This window comes from Acinetobacter sp. MD2 (assembly GCF_035615575.1).
Taxonomy (GTDB): domain Bacteria; phylum Pseudomonadota; class Gammaproteobacteria; order Pseudomonadales; family Moraxellaceae; genus Acinetobacter.
In genome coordinates, this window is sequence record NZ_VTDK01000001.1 from 313773 (window position 1) to 339990 (window position 26218).

Annotated in this window: 30 protein-coding genes and 1 pseudogene; 14 read left to right on the forward strand and 17 right to left on the reverse strand. The window is 38.4% G+C overall.

Features of this window, described 5'->3' with window-relative positions; all coding sequences use genetic code 11:
- Nucleotides 1-245: 245 nt before the first annotated feature.
- A pseudogene (locus FXN70_RS01475) lies at nucleotides 246-320 on the forward strand (transposase-like zinc-binding domain-containing protein); the annotation flags it as partial.
- Between the two features lie 14 nt (nucleotides 321-334).
- On the opposite strand, the gene FXN70_RS01480 reads toward FXN70_RS01475, so the two are convergent.
- Nucleotides 335-1189: an SDR family oxidoreductase gene (locus tag FXN70_RS01480; RefSeq protein ID WP_324645640.1), complete on the reverse strand. Its 855-nt coding sequence runs from the start codon at nucleotides 1187-1189 to the stop codon at nucleotides 335-337.
- Between the two features lie 206 nt (nucleotides 1190-1395).
- On the opposite strand from FXN70_RS01480, the gene FXN70_RS01485 reads away from it, so the two are divergent.
- The 5 genes from FXN70_RS01485 to FXN70_RS01505 all read left to right on the forward strand — a co-directional run bounded on the left by FXN70_RS01485 (nucleotide 1396) and on the right by FXN70_RS01505 (nucleotide 6888).
- Nucleotides 1396-1761, forward strand: coding sequence for a helix-turn-helix domain-containing protein (locus FXN70_RS01485; RefSeq protein ID WP_324645641.1), 366 nt, complete (start codon nucleotides 1396-1398; stop codon nucleotides 1759-1761).
- 425 nt (nucleotides 1762-2186) lie between these two features.
- A complete protein-coding gene (fdxA, locus tag FXN70_RS01490; RefSeq protein WP_324645642.1) occupies nucleotides 2187-2516 on the forward strand; it encodes a ferredoxin FdxA in 330 nt (109 codons plus the stop codon).
- Nucleotides 2517-2665: 149 nt separating this feature from the next.
- Nucleotides 2666-3838, forward strand: a complete 1173-nt coding sequence (locus FXN70_RS01495; RefSeq protein WP_324645643.1) for a phosphotransferase enzyme family protein — start codon at nucleotides 2666-2668, stop codon at nucleotides 3836-3838.
- Between the two features lie 72 nt (nucleotides 3839-3910).
- Nucleotides 3911-6049, forward strand: a complete 2139-nt coding sequence (locus FXN70_RS01500) for a TonB-dependent siderophore receptor (RefSeq protein WP_324645644.1) — start codon at nucleotides 3911-3913, stop codon at nucleotides 6047-6049.
- Between the two features lie 89 nt (nucleotides 6050-6138).
- Nucleotides 6139-6888 (forward strand): 5'-nucleotidase, lipoprotein e(P4) family, encoded by a 750-nt coding sequence (locus tag FXN70_RS01505; RefSeq protein WP_324645645.1) that lies wholly within the window; start codon nucleotides 6139-6141, stop codon nucleotides 6886-6888.
- Here FXN70_RS01505 and FXN70_RS01510 read toward each other — a convergent pair.
- Nucleotides 6840-8270: a PLP-dependent aminotransferase family protein gene (locus FXN70_RS01510; protein ID WP_324645646.1), complete on the reverse strand. Its 1431-nt coding sequence runs from the start codon at nucleotides 8268-8270 to the stop codon at nucleotides 6840-6842. The genes FXN70_RS01505 and FXN70_RS01510 overlap by 49 nt on opposite strands.
- Before the next feature lie 186 nt (nucleotides 8271-8456).
- Here FXN70_RS01510 and FXN70_RS01515 point away from each other — a divergent pair, with 186 nt between their 5' ends.
- Nucleotides 8457-8600 (forward strand): hypothetical protein, encoded by a 144-nt coding sequence (locus FXN70_RS01515; protein ID WP_324645647.1) that lies wholly within the window; start codon nucleotides 8457-8459, stop codon nucleotides 8598-8600.
- A gap of 59 nt (nucleotides 8601-8659) precedes the next feature.
- Nucleotides 8660-9583, forward strand: coding sequence for a DMT family transporter (locus tag FXN70_RS01520; protein WP_324645648.1), 924 nt, complete (start codon nucleotides 8660-8662; stop codon nucleotides 9581-9583).
- A 74-nt stretch (nucleotides 9584-9657) separates the two neighbouring features.
- Here FXN70_RS01520 and purB read toward each other — a convergent pair whose 3' ends face one another.
- The 6 genes from purB to FXN70_RS01550 all read right to left on the reverse strand — a co-directional run bounded on the left by purB (nucleotide 9658) and on the right by FXN70_RS01550 (nucleotide 15227).
- Nucleotides 9658-11046, reverse strand: coding sequence for an adenylosuccinate lyase (gene purB, locus FXN70_RS01525; protein WP_324645649.1), 1389 nt, complete (start codon nucleotides 11044-11046; stop codon nucleotides 9658-9660).
- Between the two features lie 45 nt (nucleotides 11047-11091).
- Nucleotides 11092-11829, reverse strand: coding sequence for a high frequency lysogenization protein HflD (gene hflD, locus FXN70_RS01530; RefSeq protein WP_324645650.1), 738 nt, complete (start codon nucleotides 11827-11829; stop codon nucleotides 11092-11094).
- 12 nt (nucleotides 11830-11841) lie between these two features.
- Nucleotides 11842-12969, reverse strand: coding sequence for a tRNA 2-thiouridine(34) synthase MnmA (gene mnmA, locus FXN70_RS01535; RefSeq protein WP_324645651.1), 1128 nt, complete (start codon nucleotides 12967-12969; stop codon nucleotides 11842-11844).
- Nucleotides 12970-12973: 4 nt separating this feature from the next.
- Nucleotides 12974-13462 carry an NUDIX hydrolase gene (locus FXN70_RS01540; protein WP_324645652.1) on the reverse strand — a complete coding sequence of 163 codons (489 nt, stop codon included), beginning with the start codon at nucleotides 13460-13462 and terminating at the stop codon, nucleotides 12974-12976.
- A gap of 96 nt (nucleotides 13463-13558) precedes the next feature.
- Nucleotides 13559-14707, reverse strand: coding sequence for a D-alanyl-D-alanine carboxypeptidase PBP5/6 (dacC, locus tag FXN70_RS01545; protein WP_324645653.1), 1149 nt, complete (start codon nucleotides 14705-14707; stop codon nucleotides 13559-13561).
- 112 nt (nucleotides 14708-14819) lie between these two features.
- On the reverse strand, nucleotides 14820-15227 hold the full coding sequence (locus tag FXN70_RS01550; RefSeq protein WP_324645654.1) for an MCR_0457 family protein: 408 nt from the start codon (nucleotides 15225-15227) through the stop codon (nucleotides 14820-14822).
- A gap of 401 nt (nucleotides 15228-15628) precedes the next feature.
- Between FXN70_RS01550 and FXN70_RS01555 the strand changes: the two genes are divergently transcribed.
- The gene (locus FXN70_RS01555; protein WP_324645655.1) at nucleotides 15629-16450 is read left to right on the forward strand and encodes a peptidoglycan DD-metalloendopeptidase family protein; all 822 of its coding nucleotides are present in this window, start codon (nucleotides 15629-15631) and stop codon (nucleotides 16448-16450) included.
- 79 nt (nucleotides 16451-16529) lie between these two features.
- On the opposite strand, the gene FXN70_RS01560 is transcribed toward FXN70_RS01555, so the two are convergent.
- Nucleotides 16530-17744, reverse strand: coding sequence for an aspartate aminotransferase family protein (locus FXN70_RS01560; protein ID WP_324645656.1), 1215 nt, complete (start codon nucleotides 17742-17744; stop codon nucleotides 16530-16532).
- Between the two features lie 164 nt (nucleotides 17745-17908).
- Between FXN70_RS01560 and grxD the strand changes: the two genes are divergently transcribed.
- Together grxD and FXN70_RS01570 are read left to right on the forward strand one after the other, a co-directional pair.
- Nucleotides 17909-18250, forward strand: a complete 342-nt coding sequence (grxD, locus tag FXN70_RS01565) for a Grx4 family monothiol glutaredoxin (RefSeq protein WP_324645657.1) — start codon at nucleotides 17909-17911, stop codon at nucleotides 18248-18250.
- A gap of 77 nt (nucleotides 18251-18327) precedes the next feature.
- Entirely contained in the window at nucleotides 18328-19098 is a 771-nt protein-coding gene (locus FXN70_RS01570) for a Rossmann-like and DUF2520 domain-containing protein (RefSeq protein WP_324645658.1), read from the forward strand.
- A 7-nt stretch (nucleotides 19099-19105) separates the two neighbouring features.
- Here FXN70_RS01570 and FXN70_RS01575 read toward each other — a convergent pair whose 3' ends face one another.
- On the reverse strand, nucleotides 19106-19993 hold the full coding sequence (locus FXN70_RS01575; RefSeq protein ID WP_324645659.1) for a LysR family transcriptional regulator ArgP: 888 nt from the start codon (nucleotides 19991-19993) through the stop codon (nucleotides 19106-19108).
- Between the two features lie 106 nt (nucleotides 19994-20099).
- Between FXN70_RS01575 and FXN70_RS01580 the strand changes: the two genes are divergently transcribed.
- Complete coding sequence (locus FXN70_RS01580) at nucleotides 20100-20705, forward strand: LysE/ArgO family amino acid transporter (RefSeq protein ID WP_324645660.1); 606 nt, start codon at nucleotides 20100-20102, stop codon at nucleotides 20703-20705.
- Between the two features lie 22 nt (nucleotides 20706-20727).
- Here FXN70_RS01580 and trmB read toward each other — a convergent pair whose 3' ends face one another.
- The 6 genes from trmB to FXN70_RS01610 all read right to left on the reverse strand — a co-directional run bounded on the left by trmB (nucleotide 20728) and on the right by FXN70_RS01610 (nucleotide 24410).
- Nucleotides 20728-21444, reverse strand: coding sequence for a tRNA (guanosine(46)-N7)-methyltransferase TrmB (gene trmB, locus FXN70_RS01585; RefSeq protein WP_324645661.1), 717 nt, complete (start codon nucleotides 21442-21444; stop codon nucleotides 20728-20730).
- Between the two features lie 220 nt (nucleotides 21445-21664).
- Nucleotides 21665-22462 carry a thiazole synthase gene (locus tag FXN70_RS01590; RefSeq protein ID WP_324645662.1) on the reverse strand — a complete coding sequence of 266 codons (798 nt, stop codon included), beginning with the start codon at nucleotides 22460-22462 and terminating at the stop codon, nucleotides 21665-21667.
- 15 nt (nucleotides 22463-22477) lie between these two features.
- Entirely contained in the window at nucleotides 22478-22678 is a 201-nt protein-coding gene (gene thiS / locus FXN70_RS01595) for a sulfur carrier protein ThiS (RefSeq protein ID WP_324645663.1), read from the reverse strand.
- Nucleotides 22679-22688: 10 nt separating this feature from the next.
- Nucleotides 22689-23054 carry a DUF423 domain-containing protein gene (locus FXN70_RS01600; protein ID WP_324645664.1) on the reverse strand — a complete coding sequence of 122 codons (366 nt, stop codon included), beginning with the start codon at nucleotides 23052-23054 and terminating at the stop codon, nucleotides 22689-22691.
- A gap of 119 nt (nucleotides 23055-23173) precedes the next feature.
- On the reverse strand, nucleotides 23174-24043 hold the full coding sequence (gene rpoH / locus FXN70_RS01605) for an RNA polymerase sigma factor RpoH (RefSeq protein WP_324645665.1): 870 nt from the start codon (nucleotides 24041-24043) through the stop codon (nucleotides 23174-23176).
- A gap of 136 nt (nucleotides 24044-24179) precedes the next feature.
- A complete protein-coding gene (locus FXN70_RS01610; RefSeq protein WP_324646050.1) occupies nucleotides 24180-24410 on the reverse strand; it encodes a sulfurtransferase TusA family protein in 231 nt (76 codons plus the stop codon).
- Nucleotides 24411-24777: 367 nt separating this feature from the next.
- Between FXN70_RS01610 and FXN70_RS01615 the strand changes: the two genes are divergently transcribed.
- Both FXN70_RS01615 and FXN70_RS01620 read left to right on the forward strand, forming a co-directional pair.
- Entirely contained in the window at nucleotides 24778-24990 is a 213-nt protein-coding gene (locus FXN70_RS01615; protein WP_324626020.1) for a cold-shock protein, read from the forward strand.
- Nucleotides 24991-25305: 315 nt separating this feature from the next.
- Entirely contained in the window at nucleotides 25306-25539 is a 234-nt protein-coding gene (locus FXN70_RS01620; RefSeq protein WP_324645666.1) for a DUF333 domain-containing protein, read from the forward strand.
- A 168-nt stretch (nucleotides 25540-25707) separates the two neighbouring features.
- On the opposite strand, the gene FXN70_RS01625 is transcribed toward FXN70_RS01620, so the two are convergent.
- Nucleotides 25708-26148 carry an Ivy family c-type lysozyme inhibitor gene (locus FXN70_RS01625; protein WP_324645667.1) on the reverse strand — a complete coding sequence of 147 codons (441 nt, stop codon included), beginning with the start codon at nucleotides 26146-26148 and terminating at the stop codon, nucleotides 25708-25710.
- Between the last annotated feature and the right edge of the window lie 70 nt (nucleotides 26149-26218).

Here is a 26218-nt window from a genome sequence, read left to right on the forward strand (position 1 = left end):
CCTTGTTGCATAAAGACTCTATAAGTATATGGTTAGACTCTAGATTGGCAGAACTTTATTTATATTTACCTGATGAGTATCCAAAGCTCTTTGGTCAACTTGTCAGGTTCTTTTAAATGATGCCTTCAAATGGAAGTTAAAATACTCTTTTTGAGATGCCATTAGATTTTTGGTAGTCAAAAAATTATACTGAAATAAAACAGGTAAGAGTTTGATAATATAGAAAAATTCTAGTCACTCTATAGATCAAATTTCCTACCTGTCTGAGCGACAGTATAAAGAAAAATGGCACAAAAGTGGATGGTAAACAAAATTATCAATGAATATGGACTGCTTACAATGTTATTGCTTCTGTAACAGCTGCTTGTAAAGTTGTTGTCGGTCGGCCAATTAATGCAGATAGTGTCTTTGTTTTATCGACCAATGCACCTGTAGGAATACCGCGACTCTCTATTTCTGCAACCATTTTTGCTACAAACAACGGTAATCCGACAGATTCTAAAAATAAAATATGCTCTGATTCATCAAGGTTTTTGTAGTGAAAATCCTTTTTTATTTGTCGTTCTACTTCATTTGCTAAGTCAGTCAGCGTATAAGATAAATCACCTGCGAGTTCATAGGTTTTTCCTTCATGTTTATCTTCTATTAATACTTGAACAGCTGCATCTGCATAGTCCTGACGTGTTGCCCAAGAAATTTTTGCATCACCTGCACTCCCTACAAACCCACCATGATCTAATGTTGCCATTAATCCACTCGTATGATTTTCCCAATACCAACCATTACGTAGAATAGTGAATTTTAATCCAGAGCTTTTAATCCATTTTTCTGTTGTAAGATGATCTTCTGCAAATGCAATACCCCATTGATCAGCATGCAATAGACTTGTATAAATAATACGTTGAACTCCTGCTTTCTGAGCCGCTTCAACGATATTTTTATGTTCTATTTGGCGTGTTTCAATTGAGCTTGAAGATATTAATAGCAAGGTATCAATGCCTGCAAATGCAGAGACCAAACTCTCGAAATCATTATAATCTGCTGCCCTGACAGCGATACCAAGATCACTTGCTTTGATAGGGTCTCGAGCTATTGCAATAATCTCTTCTAATTTGACCTTTTTAGACAAACTATCAATCACTTTCCGTCCAAGTTGTCCTGTTGCACCTGTAATGCCATAAGTTGTCATTAAGTAAATCTCCTAAAGCAATTCATTGAATAAGTTTAATTTATAAAGTCGTTTTTCTTAAATGTAAGTGCTTAATATCTAAAACATTAAACAATCTAGCATTACGCTAAATTATCTTATTGAGTATAAGGTTACTATTAAGAACTTAGGATGATATAGTTACTACTTTAAGACTACAAGAAGGCACATAGATGGAACCTAGTTACATGAATTTATCTAAGCCCACTGAAGATGAGTGCCGTGCAACAAGAGAAATATTAGATCGAATTGCTGACAAATGGACACTTTATGTTATTGGATCACTACATAATGGACCAAAACGTTTTAACGAATTAAGACGAGAAATTAATGGAGTATCACAGCGTATGCTCACTCTAACTTTAAGAGGACTAGAGCGAGATGGTTTAATTACACGCACAATTTTTCCATGTATTCCTCCACGTGTAGACTATGAATTAACAAAATTGGGATTCACTTTATTAGAACCAGTAGCTGTATTGATTAAATGGGTAGAAAAAAATCGTCCAATGATTCAATCAGCTCGCTTATGTTTTGATGAAAATAAAGATTGATTTAGTCAAATTAAAATTAAGGTGGTGTATCAAAAAGTATGCTGGCATTAGACGAATCCATTGTTGATATAAAAGAAGACTAAATCAAAGGCTTTGAGACGATGCTCAAGCTTTCAGGAGGAGTTAAACTTACCCTCAGTAGAATGGACGTGTTAAGAATTGCTTCAAAAATGAAATAAAAATCATTGTCAATATGGTCAATTTTATGCAAAATACTAAAAATAGTTTTGCGATTATTTTGCGATAGTTTTGTGGTGAGTGAAAAACAAACAGCAATAAGTTATATAAAAACAATAATTTAGTGAAATTTAGAATTTATTCTGATTTTTGTATAACTAATATCAATAAAAGGAATTGTTTGTTCCCCCCATTTTTGCCTACAATATCACAATTGAAGAAAACATGTTTTTTAGGTAGCTGCCGCCATGACCTTTGTTGTCACTGAAAATTGTATTAAATGTAAATTCCAAGATTGTGTTGAGGTTTGCCCTGTAGACTGTTTCTATGAAGGCCCAAACTTTTTAGTTATTAATCCCGATGAGTGTATTGACTGTGCTTTGTGTGAGCCAGAATGTCCTGCAAATGCAATTTTTTCTGAAGATGAATTACCAGAAGGTCAAGAAGTCTTTATCGAACTTAATGCAGAACTTGCGGTAAAATGGCCAAATATCACACAAATTGGCGATCAACCTGCGGATCGTGAAGAGTGGAATGGTAAAGCAGATAAATTGCAATATTTAGATAAAGGCGAATAATTTATTGTAGTTATTTGCATGCAATAAATGAGTATGCTAAGTGCATCTCATAAAAAAACCTGATCAATTCTAAGATCAGGTTTTTTTATTTTATCTTCAATTGAAATAGATTGATTCAATTATCATTGTAAATGATACGGAACGCCGTCATGCTAGAAAAAGATGTTAGCCTTGGTCATGGCATGACAACTGAGCTTGAGCCTAAAGACTGGCAAAATTTAAGTTTGATTGATATTCAAGCCTTGCAGCAAGATTATCCTATTTTAAAGGGTGAGATAACACTACTTTGGCATAGCCCGCGCCCATTTTCTTCTGCTGCATTGATACAAGTGAATGGACAAGCACGTTTTTTTATTAAGCGAAGTCACGGCTCTTTCCGTTCTGTGCAAGACCTTATGGAAGAGCATCAATTTATTGCGCACTTGGCGCAAAAAGGTTTGCATGTGCCAATAGTGATTTCAGCGCAAAATGGATGCAGTGCCATAGCGGTTAGCGCGTGGAGTTATGAGGTGCATCAATATACTGCTGCACAAGATATCTATGCCGATACGTTGTCATGGAAGCCTTTTTTCTGTCCTGAGCATGCTTATAAAACAGGTATAATCTTGGCAAAAATGCATCAAGCTGCACAAGATTATCCTGTACGAACGGGGCGTAGCACTTCTTATTTGTATTCGAACCAGAACTTACTTGAAAGTGAAGATATTATTACGGCATTGATGGACAAGATTCGTCAAAGTCCTGCACTATGTCATTATTTTAGTAATAAAGTGCTTGAACCTTTGTTTTTGCAACAGCTGCAATACACGCACCAAAATATTGCAATCCAACTGAGGCATTTTCCTAAAATTTGGACGCATAATGATTTACATGCTTCTAATTTGCTGTGGTGTTCTGATACCGCAGATTCAGAGATTGCACAAGTGATAGATTTTGGTTTGTGTGATTACACGTGTGCAGCTTATGATTTGGCTGTAACCGTAGAGCGAAACTTTATTGATTGGCTAGAATTATCTAAAACCAATGATTTATCGATTGATATGGCAGGGCTGACTCAATTTATTCATGCTTATGTTACGCAGAATGATCAGATTGACCAACTGTTGATTTTACCTGAATTATTGCCGATTATTCATGTCGATTTTGCATTGTCTGAGCTTGAATATTTCGTGGCCATTACGCAGAACATGCATCATGCTGATGCAGCATATTACGATTGGTTGATTGCGCATACTGCATGGTTCTTTTGCCCACAAGGTCAGATATTTAAAACTCAATTGATGGCGATCATTCATGAAACGGTGAAACGAATAAAGTTGTGAAATCGGTGTCTATTGCTATAGCTTTCTATGAGTTTAGCTTTTAATATTCTTTCTTTTTTGAATTAGCGTTTCATGGAACCGAAGCATTTCAAACCGCACGCCTTATATCAAGCCATTTCTTTCGCCCTTTTGCCATTGTGTTATGCCACTATAACGCATGCCAATTCTGAACAAATTCAACAATTAGCAACCATTCAGGTTAATGCTTCATCTGTAGATTCACGTTATGCTGCTCAAAATGTTGCGATACAAGGTTTTGGAACACAATCATTAAAAGAAATTCCTGCATCGGTTTCAGTGGTGACCTCTGAGCGTATGGCCGATCAACATGCCAAATTGCTTACCGATGTGGTTAAAAATGATGCCGCTGTCGGTGATGCTTATGCACCGATTGGTTATTATCCAAATTTTATTACCCGTGGATTTAGTTTAGACCAAGGTTCGAGCTATTTAATTAATGGGCATACGGTACGCGGTGAACAAAATGTTGCCTTAGAAAACAAAGATCAAATTGAAATTCTAAAAGGCATTTCAGCCATTCAAAGTAATGTATCCACGCCAGGCGGTGTAGTGAATTATGTCACCAAACGCCCGAAAGATATTCATAATATTACATTAGACGCCGATAATTATGGGGATAATACGATTTCGGCTGACGTAGGCGGTTTTTTAGGTACACAGCAGCAATTAGGTTATCGTGTTAACTTGGCACAACAAGCCATTCGTCCGTATGTCGAACATAGCAATGGTCAGCGTAGCTTCGGTTCTGTAGCACTCGATTGGAATATTTCAGAGCGTTCACAGTTGCAGTTTGATTTAGAATCTCAACGGCAGCAACAGCGCTCAGTTGCCGGTTATGAGTTGTTGGATGGAAAAACGGTTCCGTCAGATATCAATTCAGATCGTTTATTGGGTTACCAAAGCTGGAGCAAACCCGTTACGATGACCAGCTTAAATACCAGTGTGAAATATAATTATAAATTGAATGATGATTGGGCGATGAGTTTAAGTGCCGCGCATAGTAAAGTCAGAATTGATGATTATTCGGCATTTCCTTATGGTTTCTATGCCGATGGAACATATGATATTTATGATTATCAAAAACCCAATGATGCACGTACAACAGATGAGTTGAATGCTAACTTAACTGGCTATTTCCAAACAGGAAAGCTTGAACATCATTTAAATATGGCACTCACCCAAACGCAAAAAAATCAAAAACAATATAAAAGCATTAACAAATGGATTGGTACAGGTGATATTTATACGAATACCACAGATTTGAGTCCAAGTAGTGCAAGTTTAGGCCCTTACTATAAATCTTTAGATAGTCAGCAAACAGGTATGAGTGTGCAAGACCTGATTCAATGGAACACGCAGTGGTCAACCTTAATGGGGGGAAAATGGTTACATCTTAATGAGAAAGCCTACAATGCTGACGGTACAGAAAATCGTCACACTCAAATGGATAAATTTTTACCACAAATGGCTTTGATGTATCGCCCGTGGAAAAATACACATTTTTACGCATCTTATGCCAAAGGACTTGCTGATGGAGGTCAAGCACCTTGGTATGATGAAAATGCTGATGAGATATTGGCACCCATTGAGTCGATACAATATGAACTTGGCTTAAAGCAGCAAATTCAAAACTTTTTATTTACCGCTGCAATTTTTGATTTAACTCAGCAAAATCAATATAGTTGGCTAAATATACAAAATAATAAACAATACTTTATTCAACAAGGCAAACAGCATAATCTCGGTTTAGAGCTGTCTTTAAGTGGTGATATTACCCAGAATTTAGCAATCACATCATCGGTTGCATGGACACGTTCACGTTTAGAAGGTGTCGACGCTGCTGATTTAATGAACCATCAAACCCAAAATACACCAAAGCTGCGCGCAGCTGCACATTTGTCTTATGCAATACCACAAATGGAAGGTTTACGCTTACTGGGTGGCGTGCAATATAGCGCGCGTAAATATGCCAACAAAACAGGGTCGGTGAGTGTGCCTAGCTATACCATTTTTGATGCAGGTCTTGCCTATACTTTCAAATTATATAGCCATGACAGTACGTTACGTTTTAATGTTGATAACTTGTTAAATAAAAAATATTGGCGCGATGCAGGTGGTTATTTAGGCGATGACTATTTGTTTTTAGGCGCACCGCGTACCGCTAAATTATCATTTAGCTTTAACTTTTAAGCCATACTAATGCAAAGCAAAATCGCTATTGTTGGATTGGGTGGCGATTTTTGTTTAGCCTAAAACTTGATTTAAAAAAGAGGGAATTGATGCGAAATTTAGTACGTAGTGGTATTTTTTGGGGATTGAGTTGTATTAGCATACTGACTTATGCAGATACAGCGCAAAATCTGAATTGTTCGGCTGAACAATATAACATGAGCTTGAAATATCAGCAGTCAGCTGAAATTGAGGCTTTACAGTATCAAGCATATCAGCTTGCAACATATCGTTTAGAAGCAATTTTAAAACAACATCCCCATGCAAAAAACTTGGCGATAGTGACCGATTTAGATGAAACTGTTTTAGACAACAGTGCATTATTTGCGCGTGATGTGAAAAACTGCCAAGACTTTACCCAGTGGCATTCATGGGCAGAATGGGAGCGTACAGGGCATCCAAAGTTAATTACAGGCAGTTTAGATTTCTTTAATTTTGCGAGTCGGCATGGTGTTACCATTTATTATGTTTCTGACCGCTCGGAAGAAAATCGTCAGGCGACATTAAACACGCTTAAACATTTGGGTTTGCCACAAGTAAAATCTAAGCAATTGTTGTTGTATGGCACATCAAAACAACAGCGCCGTGAACAGGTGCAACAACAGCATAAAATTGTGATGTTGTTGGGTGATACATTGCATGATTTTTCTGAAGATTTTGAGCCGAAACTAAGCAAAACTGAAAAGCAAAAACGCATTGCTGCACAGCGTCAACATTTTGGGAAAAACTGGATTGTGCTGCCAAATTCAAGTTATGGCGCTTGGAGCGAAGATCCGCTTAATTCGACCAATGTTGAATAATTCTGGATAGATTGAACGAGTAAGGTCAGTGCTTCTTCAATGTGTGCTGACCATTCAAATGAACAATTAATTCTTAGAAAATGCTGCTGGGGGTTTAACAGATTAAACAATTGTGCGGGGGCAATGCTAATTTTAAACTGCAACAAGTATTGATAGATATACATGCTATTAAGATGTTCAGGTAGTTGAATCCATAGAAAATAACCACTTGGATAGTAAAAAACCTCGCAATTATTTGGTAGATGCTGAACCAAAAAACTGTAAAATTGTTTTTTACGGCTTTCTAATCGCCGTTTAAGTTGGCGTAGGTGCTGTTCATAGTGATGTCCCGACAAAAAATCGACCAAAGTATGTTGTATAAGATTATTGGCAGATAGGGTACTCATCAATTGTAAATGTTGAATAGTATTTGAAAACTTTCCTGCATGAATCCAGCCAATACGACAGTCTGCACCTAAGGTTTTTGAAAAAGAAGCACAATGTAGCACCCAATTGTCTTGATCGTAATATTTCATGGCACGAGGTTTAGTGTGTCCATAATACAGTTCTTCATAGACATCATCTTCAATTAAATAAACTTGATGTTGTTGTAATATCTGGGAAATTTTTAACTTAATTCCTTCATTTACGGTAAAGCCAATTGGATTATGGCTATTTAACATGAACCAACAAACTTTAATTGGATATGTGTTAAGGGCAGTACGGAAGGCTTCGAGATCAAAACCATCATGAGGATGCTCAGGAATGGTGATGACATTTAAACCTAAACGTTCTGCCGCTTGCCATGCACCATAAAAAATGGTCTGTTGTAATAAAATATAATCGCCCGCTTTGGCAACACTTTGTAAGGCGAGATTAAGCGCATCTAAACCACCAGAGGTAATGACAATATCATCGGCACTTGTTGCAACTCCTTGCATACGATAACGCTGCGCAATCTTTTCTCTTAATGCAAGTTGTCCTGGGGGAAGGCTATCCATAGGATTATAACGAGCAGGATGTCGTGCATGTTGTGCCATCATTTGTAGAAACTTGGGTGCATATAGCAACCGACTATCGGGGAAAGCTGAGCCAAATCCAATTATATCTGGCTGCTGTGTTGCTTTTAAATATTGAAATATTTTTGAGTTAATCTGAATTTTTTGATTTAAATTTGCACTCGGTTTTAACGTGGTGTTTGCTGAAATAAAGTATCCTGATTTTTCTTTGGCATAAATTAAACCTTGTGCTTCCAGTGTTTGATAGGCATTTCGAACGGTCATAAGACTAAAGCCAGAGCGTTGAGCTTGTTCACGCAAAGACGGTAATTTTTGATGACAATCCCATACACCATTTTGTATTTGCTGTTCGAGTTTTTGAGCCAGTTGTTTCGATTTATACATTTTAGATAAAATATTGAAATAAGAGAAAAAGAAGTTTTTAAACAAACTAAAACTTGTGCTAAAAGTATAACAGATGTACTCATAATTACCTATCTGTTATAGTTTTTTAGTCTCCGTCTGTGCCTGTTTCTTGTTTTTAAATCGGTTCACAATATAGATGAATGATGTAGGATTATGGAAAACGAGATGAAAAATACTGAACAAGAGCCGAAACCAAATACCAGTGGTATCTCTGAAAAAGCCTTTAAACGAATGATTTTGTTCTTTTTTATCTATGCTTCATTATTTTGTATTGGTGTGATTGTGGCTGTAAATTTGGATAAAGCTTAAGTTTACTCGCATGTTACACTACCGATATTATTCTCTATTTATTTGATATCGGTTGATTCATGCGTGTGTTTCCTTTAAATGACGTAAGTCAAATTAAATATCTGCCCCAAATGGCATTGGTTTTGATCACTGTCATTTGGGGTGGGACTTTTTTGGTAGTTCAACATGCATTAACTGCAAGCTCGCCAATGTTTTTTGTAGGATTCCGTTTTGCTACCGCAGCCGTTATTGTTGGCTTATTTTCAATTTCAGCTTTAAAGCAAATGACTTGTAAGGATGTTTTGGCAGGTAGTGCAATTGGCCTGAGCATTGCCGCAGGTTATGGTTCACAAACCATTGGTTTGCAGACTATTTCAAGCAGTGAATCGGCTTTTTTAACTGCTTTATATGTGCCAATGGTGCCGTTGTTACAGTTTATTCTGTTTCGAAAAAGCTTAAAAATAAGTACTTGGCTTGGTGTGTTATGTGCCTTTATTGGGTTGGTTTTACTGACAGGTAATGGGTGGCATGGGCTATCTTTTAATTTTGGACAAATGGTTACGCTTACAGGCTCAATTGCAATTGCACTTGAGATTTTACTGATTAGCCATTTTTCAAGTCAGGTACATGTAAAATGTGTGACGGTGATACAGCTCGCCGTGGCATCACTCGTGGCATTTATAAGCATGCCAATGGTGGGTGAAACGCAAATACCTGCAATCAGTACAACTTTGGTGGTTTCAGCAGTAGGATTAGGTCTTGCAAGTGCTTTGATCCAATTAACAATGAATTGGGCACAGCGTTCAGTTGAACCTTCACAAGCTGCGATTATCTATGCTGGAGAGCCTGTTTGGGCGGGGATTTTTGGGCGTATAGCAGGCGAGCGTTTAGGTACAGCTGCCTTATTGGGTGGTTTGTTTGTGGTGTTCGGCGTTGTGATTAGTGAGTTAAAATGGAAGTCGAAAAAAACAGCCAAAAACGTGTGCCTGTCTGAAGAAGGTTGAGCGTATTTTGTTAAAACTGAATTTAGGCTAATAAAAAAGCGAAGCACAGAGCTTCGCTTTTTTGCACGTTAGACTTAGATTTTTGCAATTAAGTCGTGAATTTGTTTGGCTTGTTCTGCCGCATTACCTGTGTAGCTTGCAGGTGTCATTTCAGCTAAACGCGCACGATCTTCAGCAGGAACTTGAGTCAATTCATTACCATTGACAAAGTTCACCATCATGTCGCGAGTCATTGCTTGACCACGTGTAAGCGCTTTTAATTTTTCATATGGTTTTTCAACATTGTAGCGACGCATAACAGTTTGAATTGGTTCTGCGAGTACTTCTTGTGCATTGTCTAAATCTTCATTTAAACGTAGTGCATTGAGTTCAAGTTTGCCAATACCTTTTAAGCATGCTTCAAATGCAATCAAACTTTGTGCAAAACCAACACCCATATTACGTAATACAGTTGAGTCAGTTAAGTCGCGCTGCCAACGAGAAATTGGAAGTTTCTCGCCTAAGTGTGCCAAGACTGCATTGGCAAGACCTAAGTTACCTTCAGAGTTTTCAAAGTCAATTGGATTTACTTTGTGCGGCATGGTTGATGAACCAACTTCACCTTCTTTTAAGCGTTGTTTGAAGAAACCTAACGAGATATAACCCCATACATCACGGTTAAAGTCGATTAGGATAGTATTGAAACGACGTAAGGCATCAAACAATTCTGCCATATAGTCATGTGGTTCAATTTGCGTGGTGTACGGGTTGAAATTTAAACCTAAAGATTCAACAAATGCTTGTGAATGTGCAGGCCAATCAATGTTTGGATAAGCAGAAAGGTGCGCGTTATAGTTACCTACAGCACCGTTAATTTTACCCAACAATTCAACATTGTTAAATTGTTTGATTTGGCGTGCCAAACGGTATGCAACGTTTGCCATTTCTTTACCCAAAGTGGTTGGGCTAGCCGTTTGACCATGTGTGCGAGACAACATTGGCTGTTCTGCATGTGTGGTTGCAAGTGCTGCAATATCAGTCACAATTTGCTGCATATTTTGCAATAAAACCTCACGGCCATTTTTAAGCATTAAAGCATGTGACAAGTTGTTAATGTCTTCAGAAGTACAGGCAAAGTGAATAAACTCACCTGCATTTTTGAGTTCATCAATATGTGCAATTTTTTCTTTTAAGAAATATTCAACGGCTTTCACATCATGATTGGTTGTGCGTTCAATTTCTTTAATACGTAAAGCATCATCTTCAGAGAATGCAGTTACAATGGCATCCAATGCTTGATTGGTGGCATCGCTAAATGCTGGAATTTCCAAAATTTCAGGATGTTTTGCAAGTGCTTGTAACCAGCGTACTTCAACGGTTACGCGGGCATGAATTAAACCAAACTCAGATAAGTAAGGACGTAGCGCGTCACATTTACTCGCATAGCGTCCATCTAATGGAGAGAGTGCAGTTAAAGCGTTCATAAAGTTTCCTTCAATATGGTGCAAAACACCTAAAACAAAACCGATTTACAGTTCACTAATTTGATATTGCAGGCGCGCAATGGCCTGAACATCTTGCAAAATTTTACGTTTCCCAAACATTAGTTGAATCGAGCTACCATGCATTTGTCGCCATAAATGTGCCATTTGTAAGCCAGTAAATAACAAAGCGCGAATACGATTGGTGTGTTGGGAATCTTTAAATGCTTCGGCATTACCACGCACTAAAATACGTGGATTAATTTGTCCTGCGGTATCGACATAGGTTTGGGCTAAATTGGCCAAAATGCTGGGGTGTAAATAATTTTGATCGAAAAAAGAAAGTTGCTTTAAAATTTTTTGTTGAGTCTGTTCAATAATTTTCACGAACTCTGGGTTTCGATAGACCTTTTTTTCTAAATGCAGTAATGCAATTGCATAACTCATGGGCAGTTTAGCGGCATTCAGTTTGGGAATTTTACTTTTAGGTAAAGGGCTAAACGGTTGGGTAATATTTTGTTCTAAGGTTTTTAGGCCTAAAGAAAGATCGGTAATTTGATGGAAAAAATCGAGGGTGTTACAGGCATTTTGTTGAATAGGGCGGATGTTTAAGCTAGCTTTGATGAGATGTTCAAAATAAAAATTCCCGCTTTCACCCATTCGACTCAGTCCTTTCATTGCCGTCATGTGCGTGAGCTGGGTGGCTTGAAACACTCCAGCTAACGCCAATACGCGGTTTTGTCGCGTAGTTAAATGCTGTGGCTGTTGAAAAGGAAGGTCAACCATGCCTGATTATTCCTACAAAAAAGCAGGTTTAGGTGCATTGGTATGATGAATCACACCCCCACCTAAACAATTGTCATCGATATAAAAGACCACGCTTTGACCTGGCGTAACCGCACGTTGAGCTTCGTCAAATTCGACACGAACACCATTTTCGCTATCGCGGAAAATTGTACATGCTTGGTCGGGCTGACGGTAACGAGTTTTAGCTGTGCAGCGTAAACCTTGGGTCGGAATGTCTTGTTCGCCTGCGACCCAATCAATTGCTTCGCTCCAAAGGGTAGTGCTTAGCATAAGTGGGTGTTCGTGACCTTGACCGACCACTAAACGATTTCCTGCAATATCCTTATGTAATACAAACCAAGCACCTTCTTCGGCATTACGCAAACCGCCCAAGCCAATCCCACCACGTTGCCCAAGCGTATAATACATTAAACCATGATGCTCACCGACTTCTTGGCCGTTATCAAGAACAATTTTACCCGGTTGTGCAGGCAAGTATTGTTTTAAGAAGTCATTAAAACGGCGTTCACCAATAAAACAAATACCAGTTGAGTCTTTTTTCTTGGCAGTGGCAAGATCAAGTTCGGCTGCAATTCGGCGTACTTCAGGCTTTTCAATTTCGCCAACAGGGAATAAGGTTTTATTAATCTCACGGCCATGTACGGCATGTAAGAAATAACTTTGATCTTTATTTTGGTCTAAACCACGTAGTAAAGGTGCATAGATGTCACCTTTACTATTGGTTTTGCTTTCACCGCGGCGTGTGTAATGACCTGTGGCAATAAAGTCTGCACCCAAAGTTACGGCATGGTCGATGAAGGCACGAAATTTAATTTCTTTATTACATAAAATATCGGGGTTAGGCGTGCGACCCGCTGCATATTCTGCAAGGAAGTGTTCAAAAACACGATCCCAATACTCCATGGCAAAGTTTGCAGTATGGAGTTTAATACCTAATTTATCTGCAACCGCTTGAGCATCGGCAAGGTCAGTCATTGCAGTGCAATATTCCGTTCCGTCATCTTCTTCCCAGTTCTTCATGAAAAGCCCTTCAACTTGATAACCTTGTTGAAGAAGTAATGCCGCAGAAACAGATGAATCTACACCACCAGACATACCGACGATGACACGTTGTTGCATAAAATTAAGCGTCCAATTGGGAAATAGGTTGAGAAGAAAAAGGATGTTCGTAAATCAGCGATAACGGAAATTTTTGTCCGTTGATTGCATCTTGTATTACTTTAATGACCAGTGGGCTGCGTGCACGACCAGAATTTCGTAACTCGTCTAAGCTCATCCAAACCGTTTGAATAATATCACGATCTAAGTTTGCACAGGGATGTTCTTGAGTAAGATGTGCTAAAAAGCAAAAGCGAAAATAGGTGCGATCAGGAAACATGGGTGGCGTGTAGGTATAAATTCCCAAAAAATGGTCAACTGCAATATCATGACCAGTTTCTTCTTTGGTTTCACGAATTGCTGCTTCGACTAAGCTTTCACCAACTTCAACATGCCCTGCGGGTTGATTAAATACAGCATGGGTAACCCCATCAGAATACTCTTCAACAAACAGATATTGACCATCTTTTTCAATCACTGTTGCAACAGTAACATGTGCTGTCCACGCAGTCATAAAAAAGCACCAAAGGCATTAAAAAGCGTATTTTACGAAATTTATGCCGTTGATGCTATGTTTGATTGTGAAAACAATCACAATCTAGTGATGTTTTTAAAATAATTTGCTAAAAAACTGCTTAACGTAATCAATCATACGAGAGAAAAAGCCTGCTTCATCAACTGCTTTGAGTGCAACGACAGGTTTTTCTGCAATCACTTTACCATCTAAAGTTGCCACTAATTTACCAATGACTTGACCTTGTTTAAGTGGTGCATTGAGTTCAGGTGAAACCTGTAGTTGGGTTTTAATGTCACCCGCCTGACCTTTAGGCATGGTCACATTAAAATCTTCCGCTAGACCTGCTGACACTTCATCTTCTTGGCCAAACCAAACGCGAACATTTTTAAGGGCTTGATTAGCAGGTTGTACTTTGACTGTTTCGTAATTTGCATAACCCCATGCCAATAATGTACGTGTTTGATTCGCCCGTTCATTGATACTTGGCGTGCCAAAAATAACGCTAATTAAACGCATAGGACCACGTTTACTTGACGTTGTTAAACAATAACCTGCTTCGTCAGTGTGACCTGTTTTTAAACCATCCACACTTGGGTCGGTATATAGCAGTGGGTTACGGTTGCCTTGTTTGATATTATTGAAGCTGAATGAACGTTCAGAGTAAATTGGGTAGTATTTAGCACTGTCGTGGATGATGTGCTGAGCCAAAATTGCCATGTCTTTTGCAGATGAATAATGTCCTTCAGCAGGTAAGCCTGTCGAATTAATAAAATGCGTATTATTCATGCCTAGACGTTTTGCTTCTTGGTTCATCATATCTGCAAAGGTACCTTCATTCCCTGCAATATGTTCGGCCATGGCTTTAGACGCATCATTTCCTGATTGGATGATAATCCCACGTAACATTTCTAAAGCAGTTGCAGTGCCATTCAAAGGCACATACATACACGATTCAGTACTGCTACCACGACACCATGCATCCTCATTCATGCGAACTTTTTCACCTTCGGTGAGTTGTCCTTTAAGAAGTTTTTGCTCAATGATGTAACTGGTCATCATTTTGGTCATTGATGCAGGTGCAAGTTTCTCATTTTCGTTTTTTGCCGCAAGTATTTGACCTGTTTCATAGTCCATCAGCACATAGGATTTATTATTTAAGTCCGGTGGCGAAGATAAGACAGTTGCTGCATAAGAAAAAGAAGGTAAAAGCAAGAGGGCAGCAAAGGCACTTTTTCGGCTCATTCGTGGTTTTCCAATCGTTATAAAAAGCGGATATGGCTTAGCATTGTAGGATAAAGCAAAGTTGACTGCTATAGCGTTGTCAACTTTACTCTTTAGGAATATTGTAACGAATTTATGGTGTTTGAGTATTACTTAACGTTGAAATTTCCTCACAAATTTCTTTGTTTTGTGCATCGCCTGCTTTTTTTGCATCCTGTTCGGCTTCTTTTAAATAAGGTTTAAATGCTTTGTCCTTGGCCATTTGTTCTAACGCATGTACAGGGTCATGCGTTTCGGGTAAGTTTTCTTTGACCAATGCGGCATAACCATTTTGGTATTTTTGATCTTTAAAACCATAACTTTTGCATAGTTTTGATAATACATAAATTGCAGCAAGTTCTTCTGAGGTTACGCTTGTTTGGGTTGGGGTAACTTCAATATTTTCGCTGTCGGTTGTATTTGAGCCTGCTTGTGGCTTGGCTTGAGCCATAGAAATGCAAAAAAATGATGCTGCACAAGCAGCTAGAATAAATTTTGTCATGAATTGATTCATAGAAATAAAGCTAAATATAAATAAATTATTTGAAAAGATTACCTTGTTTTTGCTGAAAGATCAGTAAAAAACTGTTGTTGAGATGTAGTTTTAGCAGGTGAGGTGGCCTGCTTGAGTGTGCGCAGCATACTTGGTGTTTCACCATAAAAAATTTAACGTATTGGCGCTAGAAAATGATGAATAATTTTATGGTTAAAGTGTGTGTTTTATGAACAGATAAAGAATGCGATGGCTGAAATTTAGATAAATGATACTGATGGCAGTCGTTAAAAAGTGTAGCGCTCTGTTGCGACTTTGTGAAAAAAATAGCAATTTCAGATTCTTTGAGCAAAATTTTGCTACTCTTATAATCTGTAACTAAATTATTTGGGTTGTTGAGAGGGTATCAAATGCCATTATTGCAATCGCCTTTTGTGAAAAATGAAGTTAAAAAATCAATGTTAAAACCTTTATCTTTATCGCTAGCATTACTTGCCGTTGCTGTACTTTCCGGTTGTGCTTCAAGACCTGAAGTACAGGCAACACACGCAATGAAAGCACCTGATTATTATACTGTGCGTAGTGGAGATACTTTAAGTGGTATCGCAAGTCGTTATGGTTTGAATTATATTACCGTAGCACAAATGAATGGTATTGCGCCGCCATATATTATTTACTTAAACCAATCATTGCGTTTAAAAGGTAGTACGGATAATTCACGTGTGGTGACTCAGCCAATGCAGAATACACCATCAATCCAACGACAACGTATTCCATTACCGAGTCAGCAAGCAGCGGCAACTGCGGCATCAAATACCATTGCCAATACCTCAGCGCCTGTGATCAGTAATCCTGCTGCGCCATTGAAGTGGGTACGACCTGCTAACGGTGCAATTGTAGATAATTTTAATTTAGCTAATAATATCAAAGGTATTCGTTTTGCAGGTCAACAGGGCGATCCTGTTTTTGCCGCAGCTGATGGACAAGTGGTATACGCAGATAGTGGCTTAAAAGAATATGGTAATTTAATTCTGATTAAGCACCGCAATGGTTATATCAGCGCGTATGCCTATAACAGTAAATTATTGGTGAAAAGTGGTATGGCAGTGAGTGTTGGTCAAAAAATTGCAGAAATGGGCTCAACAGGAAATGCTAATCGTGTAATGCTTGAATTCCAAATTCGTGCAGATGGTAAGCCAATTGACCCAATGCAAGTCATTCCACGTTCTTAAATCGATCAAACTGTAGTAAACCAATTGCTAAACATAAAGCCAATCATTAGATTGGCTTTATTGTATTGCTGATGCTGAATTATGCGGCTAAAAAGTCTTGAATGAGTGGGACTAAACGTGCAATTAAATCATCTGCTTCACTTTGCGTTAAATTAAGAGTGGGTAATAAACGAACAACATTGCCTGCGGTAACGTTAATAATTAATTGTTTTTGATCGCGTGCAATATTGACCAGTTCACCACAAGCCTTTGGTAGTTCAATACCAATCATTAAACCAAAACCACGTACAATGACATTGTTTTGCACCAATTGTGTACGCAATTGTTCAACAATATAAGCACCCATTTGGGCTGCATTTTCAACCAGATTTTCTTTTTGGATTTGATCAATTACGGTATAAACCACACGAGAACCGAGTGGTGTGCCCCCATAAGTCGAACCGTGATTACCTGCCTTTAAAACACCAACTGCACGACCTTGTGTCATCACTGCACCGACAGGAAACCCATTACCTAAACCCTTTGCGGTTGTGACTACATCTGGAATAATGTTGGTGTGTTGGTATGCAAAGTATTGACCTGTACGTCCATTGCCTGTTTGGACTTCATCTAGCATCATTAACCATTGGTTTTTATTGCAAATATCACGAATTTGTTCAAGATATTCAAACCCTTGTGGTGCAGTATTTACGCCACCTTCACCTTGAATCGGTTCAACTAAAATCGCGACAATATCAGGATGTACCAAAGCCAATTCTTCAATTGCTTCGATATCACCAAAAGGTACACGTAAAAAGCCTTCAACAAGTGGCGCAAAGCCTTCTTGAACTTTTTTGTTACCTGTTGCTGACAGCGTTGCTAAGGTACGACCGTGAAACGAGTGTTCAGCGACAATAATTTTAGGTAAAGCAACACCTTGTTCATGGCCATATTTACGGGCAATTTTAATGGCACCTTCGTTCGATTCTGCACCACTGTTCGAGAAAAACACTTCTTGCATGTCTGAAACTTCTGCAAGTTTTTGTGCCGCAGCCGTTTGCCATGGAATATCAAATAAATTACTGGTATGCACAAGCGTTTGGGCTTGCTCTGCAATTGCAGCAGCAATAACAGGATTAGCATGACCTAAACCACACACAGCAATACCTGTGAGTGCATCTAAATAGGCAGTGCCATCTTCGGTATATAAATAAGAACCTTGTCCTCGGACGAAACTGATTGGTTGGCGACCATAAGTTGCCATGACATGTGAGTTTTGATCAGTTTCAACAGGGGCAAGGGTAAATTGGTTCATTAAGATCTCGTATCAATTTAAACGGAGTAAAAGCTTTTTATATAAGCAAAATCTTAGGCAGATGAAAAGCAATAATTAAAGAAAAGTAGAAAAATTACCGTGCTTCATACCATCTTAGATAGATTAAGGTATAATAGCCCGATAATTGTTAAGGACTCAGATCTATGACTGAACAAGCACGAGACACAGAAGCATTAATTCGTGATCAAATCGCTAAACACGCAGTACTTCTTTATATGAAGGGCACACCACAATTTCCACAATGTGGTTTCTCTGCACGTGCTGTTGAAGCGCTCAGTCAAATTGGCCGTCCATTTGCATATGTAAATATTTTGGAAAACCAAGATATTCGTGCTGTACTGCCAAAAATTGCAAACTGGCCAACTTTTCCACAATTGTGGATTAATGGCGAACTGATTGGTGGTAGTGATATCATGTTAGACATGTTCCAAAAGGGTGAATTAAAAACTCTAGTTGAACAATACAGCGCAGCACCAGAAGCATAATTGTTTTAGTCTGCACAAAAAGCGCCAAATTGGCGCTTTTTTATTGGTTTGCAAATGAGTATTGGAAATAGACAAAGATGAAGATAAGTTTTGTGGGTTCGGGGAGAGTTGCAACACATTTAAGCGCTGCTTTACAACAGCAGGGGCATCAGATCATGCAAATTTGTAGCCCGAAACATGCAGCACAATTGGCACAAAAATACCAAGCTCAGGCAGTGAGTTGTATAAATGATTTAAATGCCGATATTGATGTGCTGATCATTTCGGTGAGTGACCAAGCGATTGCTACAGTAATTACAGCATTACCTCGTACTGTTGATGAGGTATGTGTGTTGCATACTTCAGGTAGTACCGATATACAGATTTTACTTGAGCATCATGCACATAGTGGTGTGTTGTATCCGTTACAAACGTTTAGTTTGGAAAAAAAAGTAAACTGGTCTGAAATTCCATTGTTAATTGAAGGTAGTACCCTAAAAGTACAAAATGTTGTGACTCAACTTGCAAATAGCCTAAGTAATAAGGTTTATCATTATTCGTCAAGTCAACGGTTAAGTTTGCATTTAGCAGCAGTATTTGCCTGCAACTTTAGTAATTATTGTTATGACATGGCAGATCAAATTACCGAAAAAGCGCAGATTGATTTTTCCTTGTTACATCCGCTTATTTTAGAAACGGCGCAAAAAGCTACACAGTTTAAGCCAAAAGATGTACAAACAGGGCCAGCCAAACGTCAAGATCAGAATATTTTGGCGCTGCATCAACAGCTACTTCAGCAGCAACAGCGCACAGATTTAGCCGAAATTTATCAAACCCTGAGTGAAGGAATTATCAAACAAGCCAATTAGTTTAGGACTATCTCAGTACAGTAGGGGCATATTGAATTAAATGTTCAGTCAATTTTGCCAAAGGTTCAGACTGACGTTTCCAATGGTGCCAATACAACTGCATTTCGGTATCTGCTTCAGGGAAAATTTCAATTAATCGCTGTTCTACTAAGGCGGTTTTAATTTGTAATTCGGGCACCATCCCATAGCCTAAACCGAGCTGAATGGCATGTACAAAAGATTCTGAAGATGGAACAAGGTGACAAGGATAAGTCCCTTTTGCTAATCCAAAAAATTGATATAGCAGTCGAATATGCATTTGATCATGATGGTTAAAAATCATGGCAGGCGCCGCCCGTAAAGCATCACGATGTACGCCTTGGCTAAACCATTTTTTATAAAACTGTGGAGAGGCAACCATTTTGTAACGAACCACGCCAAGTTTTTGGCTTTCACAGCCTTTCATTGCCTTACTTTCAATTGAAATACAGGCATTGGCTGCACCTGTTTCTAAAAGATGATAAGTGCGAGATTCATCATCTAGTTTCATCTCTAAGGCAATATTCTCACGTAATAACACAGGTTGTAACAGTGGTAAGAGCCATGTTGCCAAAGCATCGGCGTTGCTGGCCAATGTCACTTTAAAGAACTCTTGTTCACAATTTCCTTTTAAATGATGTAATAAATTCTGCTCTAAACGCTGACAATGTTGTAAGTGTTGAATGACTTCAAGCCCCGCTTGCGTGGGAACACAGGGACGACCACGAATCAGGAGCACATGCCCTAAGCTTTTTTCTAAAGCCTGCACGCGTAATGAAATGGCAGAAGGTGTAACGCAGAGTTTTAAGCCTGCGTGTTCAAATGAACCTGTTTCAATTACGGCTAAAAAGGCATCGGCTTGTCTGTAATCGAGCATAGCTAAAAATAATTTAGTTTCCCTGAGATGTTTTTAATTTTACTGAATTAAAATTAAGAAAACAGATAATAACACCAATAACTTTTTAATTTTTTGAGTAAAAATCATGTATGCATTTTTATATGGACTAAGCACGGGCTTTTCTTTGATTATTGCGATTGGGGCACAAAACGTTTTTGTTTTAAAGCAGGGATTAAAGAAACAATCAATTTTTTGGGTCTGTTTGATTTGTGCACTGTCAGATTCATTATTGATTCTGGCAGGAGTGCTTGGTATGTCTAAAGTTGTAGTTAAGTTTCCACAAGTTGTGATGATTGCAAAATATACGGGGGCGATATTTCTGGTCAGCTATGGTCTAATTCATTTAATTTCAGCAATTAAAAATAATGATCGGTTTGTGTTAGGTACAGAGCAGCATCAGTCGTTATATCGGGTTGTGTTGACATGCTTAGCATTTACTTGGCTGAATCCGCATGTGTATTTAGATGCGCTATTTTTAGTTGGTTCGATTTCACTTCAATTTGAAAGTTTTGCTTGGCAATTTGCTATTGGTGTGATTTTGGCATCATGGATTTTCTTTTTTAGTTTAGGTTATGGTGCACGTCTTTTATTGCCCTTACTGAAAAAAGCAGGCACATGGCGTTATTTAAATTTTTTAATTGCACTGATAATGTGGGGAATTGCTTACCGATTACTGGCCTTTACGGCCTAGTAATCGGTAGTAAAATGCAGGCTTAAATCTTTTTAAAAATAAAATCGTTAATTTTATGGCCTGCTTCTAAGCCGCGTTTCTCAAATTTGGTTAACGGACGCCATTCAGGACGTGGATAACTATTGCCTTTACCTGCGGTATTTTCAAGGTTTTCGCGGTTGTCTAAAACATCCAACATCCATTCTGCATATGGTTCCCAGTCGGTTGCTGCATGGAAGGTGCCGCCAAGTTTTAGTTTTTGCTCAACCAATGCCATACGCTCATGGCTGACAAAACGGCGTTTAAAGTGACGTTTTTTCTGCCAAGGATCTGGGAAATACAATTGCAATGTGTCGATGCTTGCATCTGGCATTTCACGTAAAACTTGAATGGCATCAGCATCAAGCACTTTTAGGTTATCTAGATTTGCCAAACCTGCTTCATACACACATTGTGCAATACCAGGAACATGAACTTCAATGCCAACATAGTTACGTTCAGGATTAGCCTGAGCCATGAGTACCAATGAACGCCCCATACCAAAACCAATTTCAACGGTTAGTGGACGTTCGGGATGGCTAAAATGTTGGCGTAAGTCGCCAACAGGGTATTCTAAAATAAAATGTTGATGCTGTTCCAACGCTGTTCGTTGTGAAGTGTTTAATGGCGCAGAACGGCGCATAAAGGTCACAATTTCACGGTGTTCATGTAAATTGTCCAAATCCACAATTTGGGTTTCTTCGATGAGATCGTTGGTCATAACGTTGCAGTCAATTCATTTATATTACAAAGGCGCTATTGTAAGTCTTAAGCGGGTGAAGTCAATTTTTTTAGGAAAATGAATTAAATATTTATGAGGGAAAGTAAAACAGGAGATTATTGCGCTATATTTAACATTAACGCATAACATGCAAATGCAATGACCGATGAGCAAATTCCCCCTAAACTGGCAATTATCTAGCCAATTTAGGGGGCTTAGATTATTTAAAGAAATAGCCAGTTTCAGGTGAACTGGCATTGGCCATACGTTTACGAGGCATACGTCCTGCTAAATAAGCTTCACGACCTGCTTCAACTGCTTTTTTCATGGCAGATGCCATTAAAATGGGTTGTTGTGCACCAGCAATTGCCGTATTCATCAACACGCCATCACAGCCAAGCTCCATCGCAATCGCAGCATCGCTTGCCGTGCCTACGCCTGCATCGACCAAGATTGGCACTTTGGCATTTTCTTTAATAATTGATAATGTGTGTGGATTTAAAATTCCCAAGCCTGAACCAATTAAACTGCCTAAAGGCATAATGGCAACACAGCCCATGCTTTCAAGTTCTTGCGCTACAATCGGATCGTCTGAGGTATACACCATCACTTCAAAACCATCGTCAATTAAGGTTTTGGCGGCTTTTAAGGTTTCTACAATATTCGGATAAAGCGTTTTTTCATCGCCCAAAACTTCAAGTTTCACCAAATTATGACCATCGAGCAGTTCGCGTGCCAACATGCAAGTGCGAACGGCGCTATTGGCATCAAAACAACCTGCTGTATTAGGTAAAATGGTGTATTTTTCAGGTGGAATCACCGACAATAAATTCGGTTGATCGGCATGTTGTCCAATATTAACGCGGCGAATGGCAACCGTCACAATTTCTGCGCCACTGGCTTGAATAGCAGCACCTGTTTCAGTTAAATCTTTGTATTTTCCCGTACCCACTAAAAGGCGCGATGAAAATTGGCGTGAACCAATAATTAACGGTGAATCTTGAACGAAATTTTGCATGATAACGACCTGTATTTAACCACCGCCCACAGCATGAATAATTTCAATGCGGTCTTGAGGCGAAATGGTTGTGCTTTCCAACCGAGATTTAGGAATAATCATTTCATTGTACTCAACCGCAAAACGTTTATTTTCTAAACCAAGCGATTGAACCAATTGTAAAAGATTGAGACAAGCAGTTTTAGTTGCTTGTCCATTTAAAAAAAATGCAGTCATTGAAGTGTCCTTACTTGCTCAGTTTGTAGGCATTCCAGGCTAGAAGTAGCCAACCTAAAATCATGAAGGTACCGCCAATCGGAGTGATTGCACCTAAAATACGTGGTAGGCCAAGTGCCATCAGGTAAAGTGAACCGCAAAAAAATACAATGCCAATTTGTAAGCATAGAAAGCTAGCTTTAATTGGAAATAGGGGGGAAACTTTGACTAAAATTGCAATGGCAAGTAAGCCAAGTGCATTATAAAAGAAATATTCGGTTGATGTATGCCACCAATTGAGTTGCTCTAAACTGGCTCGGCTTTTAAGGCCATGTGCGCCAAATGCACCCACGATTACAGCAATAGCTAAGTTGAGGGCAGAAATTGCAAGCCACATTGTGCGATTCCATCATTATTTTGCGCTATACCTTAGCATAAAACGCAGTTTTAATAATGGTTAAAATGTGCCAAAAATATAAAAAAAGGCTGATTTTTATCAGCCTTTTGAATGAAAAATTAGTTGGACGACATGGCCACTTTAATTTTTTCCATAGCATTTTTTTCAAGCTGACGAATGCGTTCAGCAGAAACATTATATTCTGCGGCAAGTTCATGCAAAGTCGACTTGTCGTCATCTAACCAACGGCGTTGTAAGATATTACGTGAACGATCGTCAAGTTGCTCCATCGCATCATGCAGTGCAGCATTACTTTGTTCTTCGTAATCTTCATCTTCGACTAATTTTGCTGGGTCATAACGATTATCTTCAAGGTAAAGTGCAGGCGCAACATGGGTTGAGCCTTCATCGTCATCGTCATTTTGTGCTTCAAATGCAGCATCATATGCCGTTAAGCGACCTTCCATTTCTAACACTTGTTCAGGTGTTACATTTAAGTCTTGGGCAATCGATTTTGCTTCTTCAAGTGTTAAACGTTTACTTGATTTCTTTAGGCTGCGTAAATTAAAAAACAGTTTTCGCTGTGCTTTGGTGGTCGCAATTTTGACAATCCGCCAGTTGCGAATCACGTATTCATGAATTTCAGCTTTAATCCAATGCACGGCAAAAGAGACTAAACGTACGCCCATATTGGGGTCAAAGCGTTTAACAGCTTTCATTAGCCCAAGGTTACCTTCTTGAATAAGGTCACCTTGCGGGAGTCCGTAACCTGCATAACTGCGTGCGATATGAACAACGAAGCGCAAATGTGACATAACTAATAATTTGGCCGCTTCTAAATCTTGATCGTAATAATAGCGATCAGCGAGTTCTTTTTCTTGCTCAGCAGTAAGGATAGGTAATTGATTCACAGTGCTGATGTATGCGCCAAGATTAATACCTGGTGCAGACAATGACAGGGGCATCAATTGATTGCTGCTGTCACTCATGGAGACTCCTTATAAGGATATTTGGCCTAAAGACCATTGGTTTTATCATAATCTGCTTAGATTACAGAATTAAGGAAAAAAGGGTAGAGAAATGTAAAAAAATATGCAACAAGGTATATGTTTTCGTATTTTACGCTTAAAGCTTAATCGAATAATGTAACTCGGTTTCAGACACTTTAATCATTTCACAAGATAACTGATGCATTTGACAATATCTTAAAATATCGATTTCACTATGTGGGTCAGACGATTTTAATAAAAATTGAGTCGGTATGGTTATAGATTTAATTGCACGCTTTAGCATGAGCAAAGGCATAGGACATGGTTTGCCTAAGGCATCAATTTCAATGATGGACAAATCATCCATTGGCTGAAGGGTCATGGCTTTAAATTAAATTATTAAAACTCAAATTTTAACAAAAAAATGCGCTTGAAAAAAGAGAAGAGGTTTAGATACGTTGTTCCACTTCGTATTGCTAAAAAATCCATATAATTCGCAAGATTTTACTACCAATTCTATATTAGCCATGCTAATCTCAGGAACGGATTACAGCAATGCTGATCATGAGAAATCACGATTATCATGCTGTAAAAATGTGGATATAACCGGAATTTGTTAATAGTTTTACAGAAATGTTCATAAGCTTAAAAATAATAACTATTTTTAAACTTTGTTCGCTTTGCTGTTTGCAACACCGGGGGAATCCTTTATTTGAATCACTGAGGATTAACTAATGACAGTACGTGAACAAGGCGTAGTTAAATGGTTTAACGATACTAAAGGTTTTGGTTTCATTCAACGTAGCGGTGGCGATGACGTTTTCGTTCATTTCCGCGCTATTATGGGTGAAGGTCACCGTTCTTTACGTGACGGCCAACGCGTTGAATTCAGCGTAGTAGAAGGTCAAAAAGGTTTTCAAGCTGAATCAGTTCAGCCACTTGACTAATCTTTATTGATTACGCATAAAAAAACGTCCCTCATTGGGGCGTTTTTTTGTGCTGCTTGTTTTAATTTAATTGCCTAAGTTGTTAAAAAATAGAGGTTTATTAAACATTATGATTGGTTTAAATCCCAGCTTTACTTAGGATTTCGATGCAGATGTGACACAAGCTTTAGGTATGCATTTTTGTAATTCTCGATTCAAATACTGAATAGACACGTGATTTATACAAACAAAATATGCTATTACACTTAAAATCAGGGAATATCTATTTGTATTTAGAGGCTAAATATTTTGAAAAAATTATTCATAGGCATGTTTATGGCTTTACCTATTCTTTTAACTGCATGTAGTTCAGTTCCATCAGATCAACATCAGCCGCAGGCAATCGGTATGGCTAATCCTGCAAGTGTCTATTGTGTCGAACAAGGAGGTAAGTTGATTCCACAAAAAGATAAAGATGGTGGAGAGTTTGCCCTTTGCCAACTACCAAATGGACAAACGATTGAGGAATGGCAATTATTTAGACAGAATCATCCACAGCCTCAAAAATAAAATCAATTAAATTTAGTCATTTAAAAGCAAGGAATATCTCCTTGCTTTTTCGTTTTGATTGAATATTGGGGGATTTGATTGATGTTAAGTATACTAAAGCGTATGACAACATCCTTATCTGAAAGCAAAAATAGATATTATTTTCGTTCAAGAATCCCATTTTTGGCGTTAGAGGTTAAATTTCTGTGGATAGTTATCTAATGCGCCTGTTAAGGCAGAAAGCAATATTGTTTTTGCTTCAATTGAAATTTCAGTTTGATTACTCATCCATTTTAATTGTTGTGTTGCTTTTTTTTCATTCACGCTTGAATAAACAGAAGTCATAGTCTTGCTCTGCGGTGAGTACAGTGTGGCAATTTGTTCACTGCTACAATCATGTGGTTTACATGCGTTAAAAACCAAATAATCTTTGCCTGCAATCTTTACACTTTTTGTTTCTGATGTCGTGCCGCCAGTCTTAATCCAACTAGGTAGGTTTTTATTTGCAGAAATTTTATTAAATTGTGCTTGAGCGATTTTATCCGAACTCAATGTTCTGGGTTGCTCTGCCTGTGCAAATGTTGTGGCTAAAATTGATGTGGTAAAGGTAAATAACATTATTTTTTTCATTAAGAAAGACCTTAAATAAGAAAGTGAAAGCATTACTTTAAACGGTTAAATTGATTTTTATAGATAAATA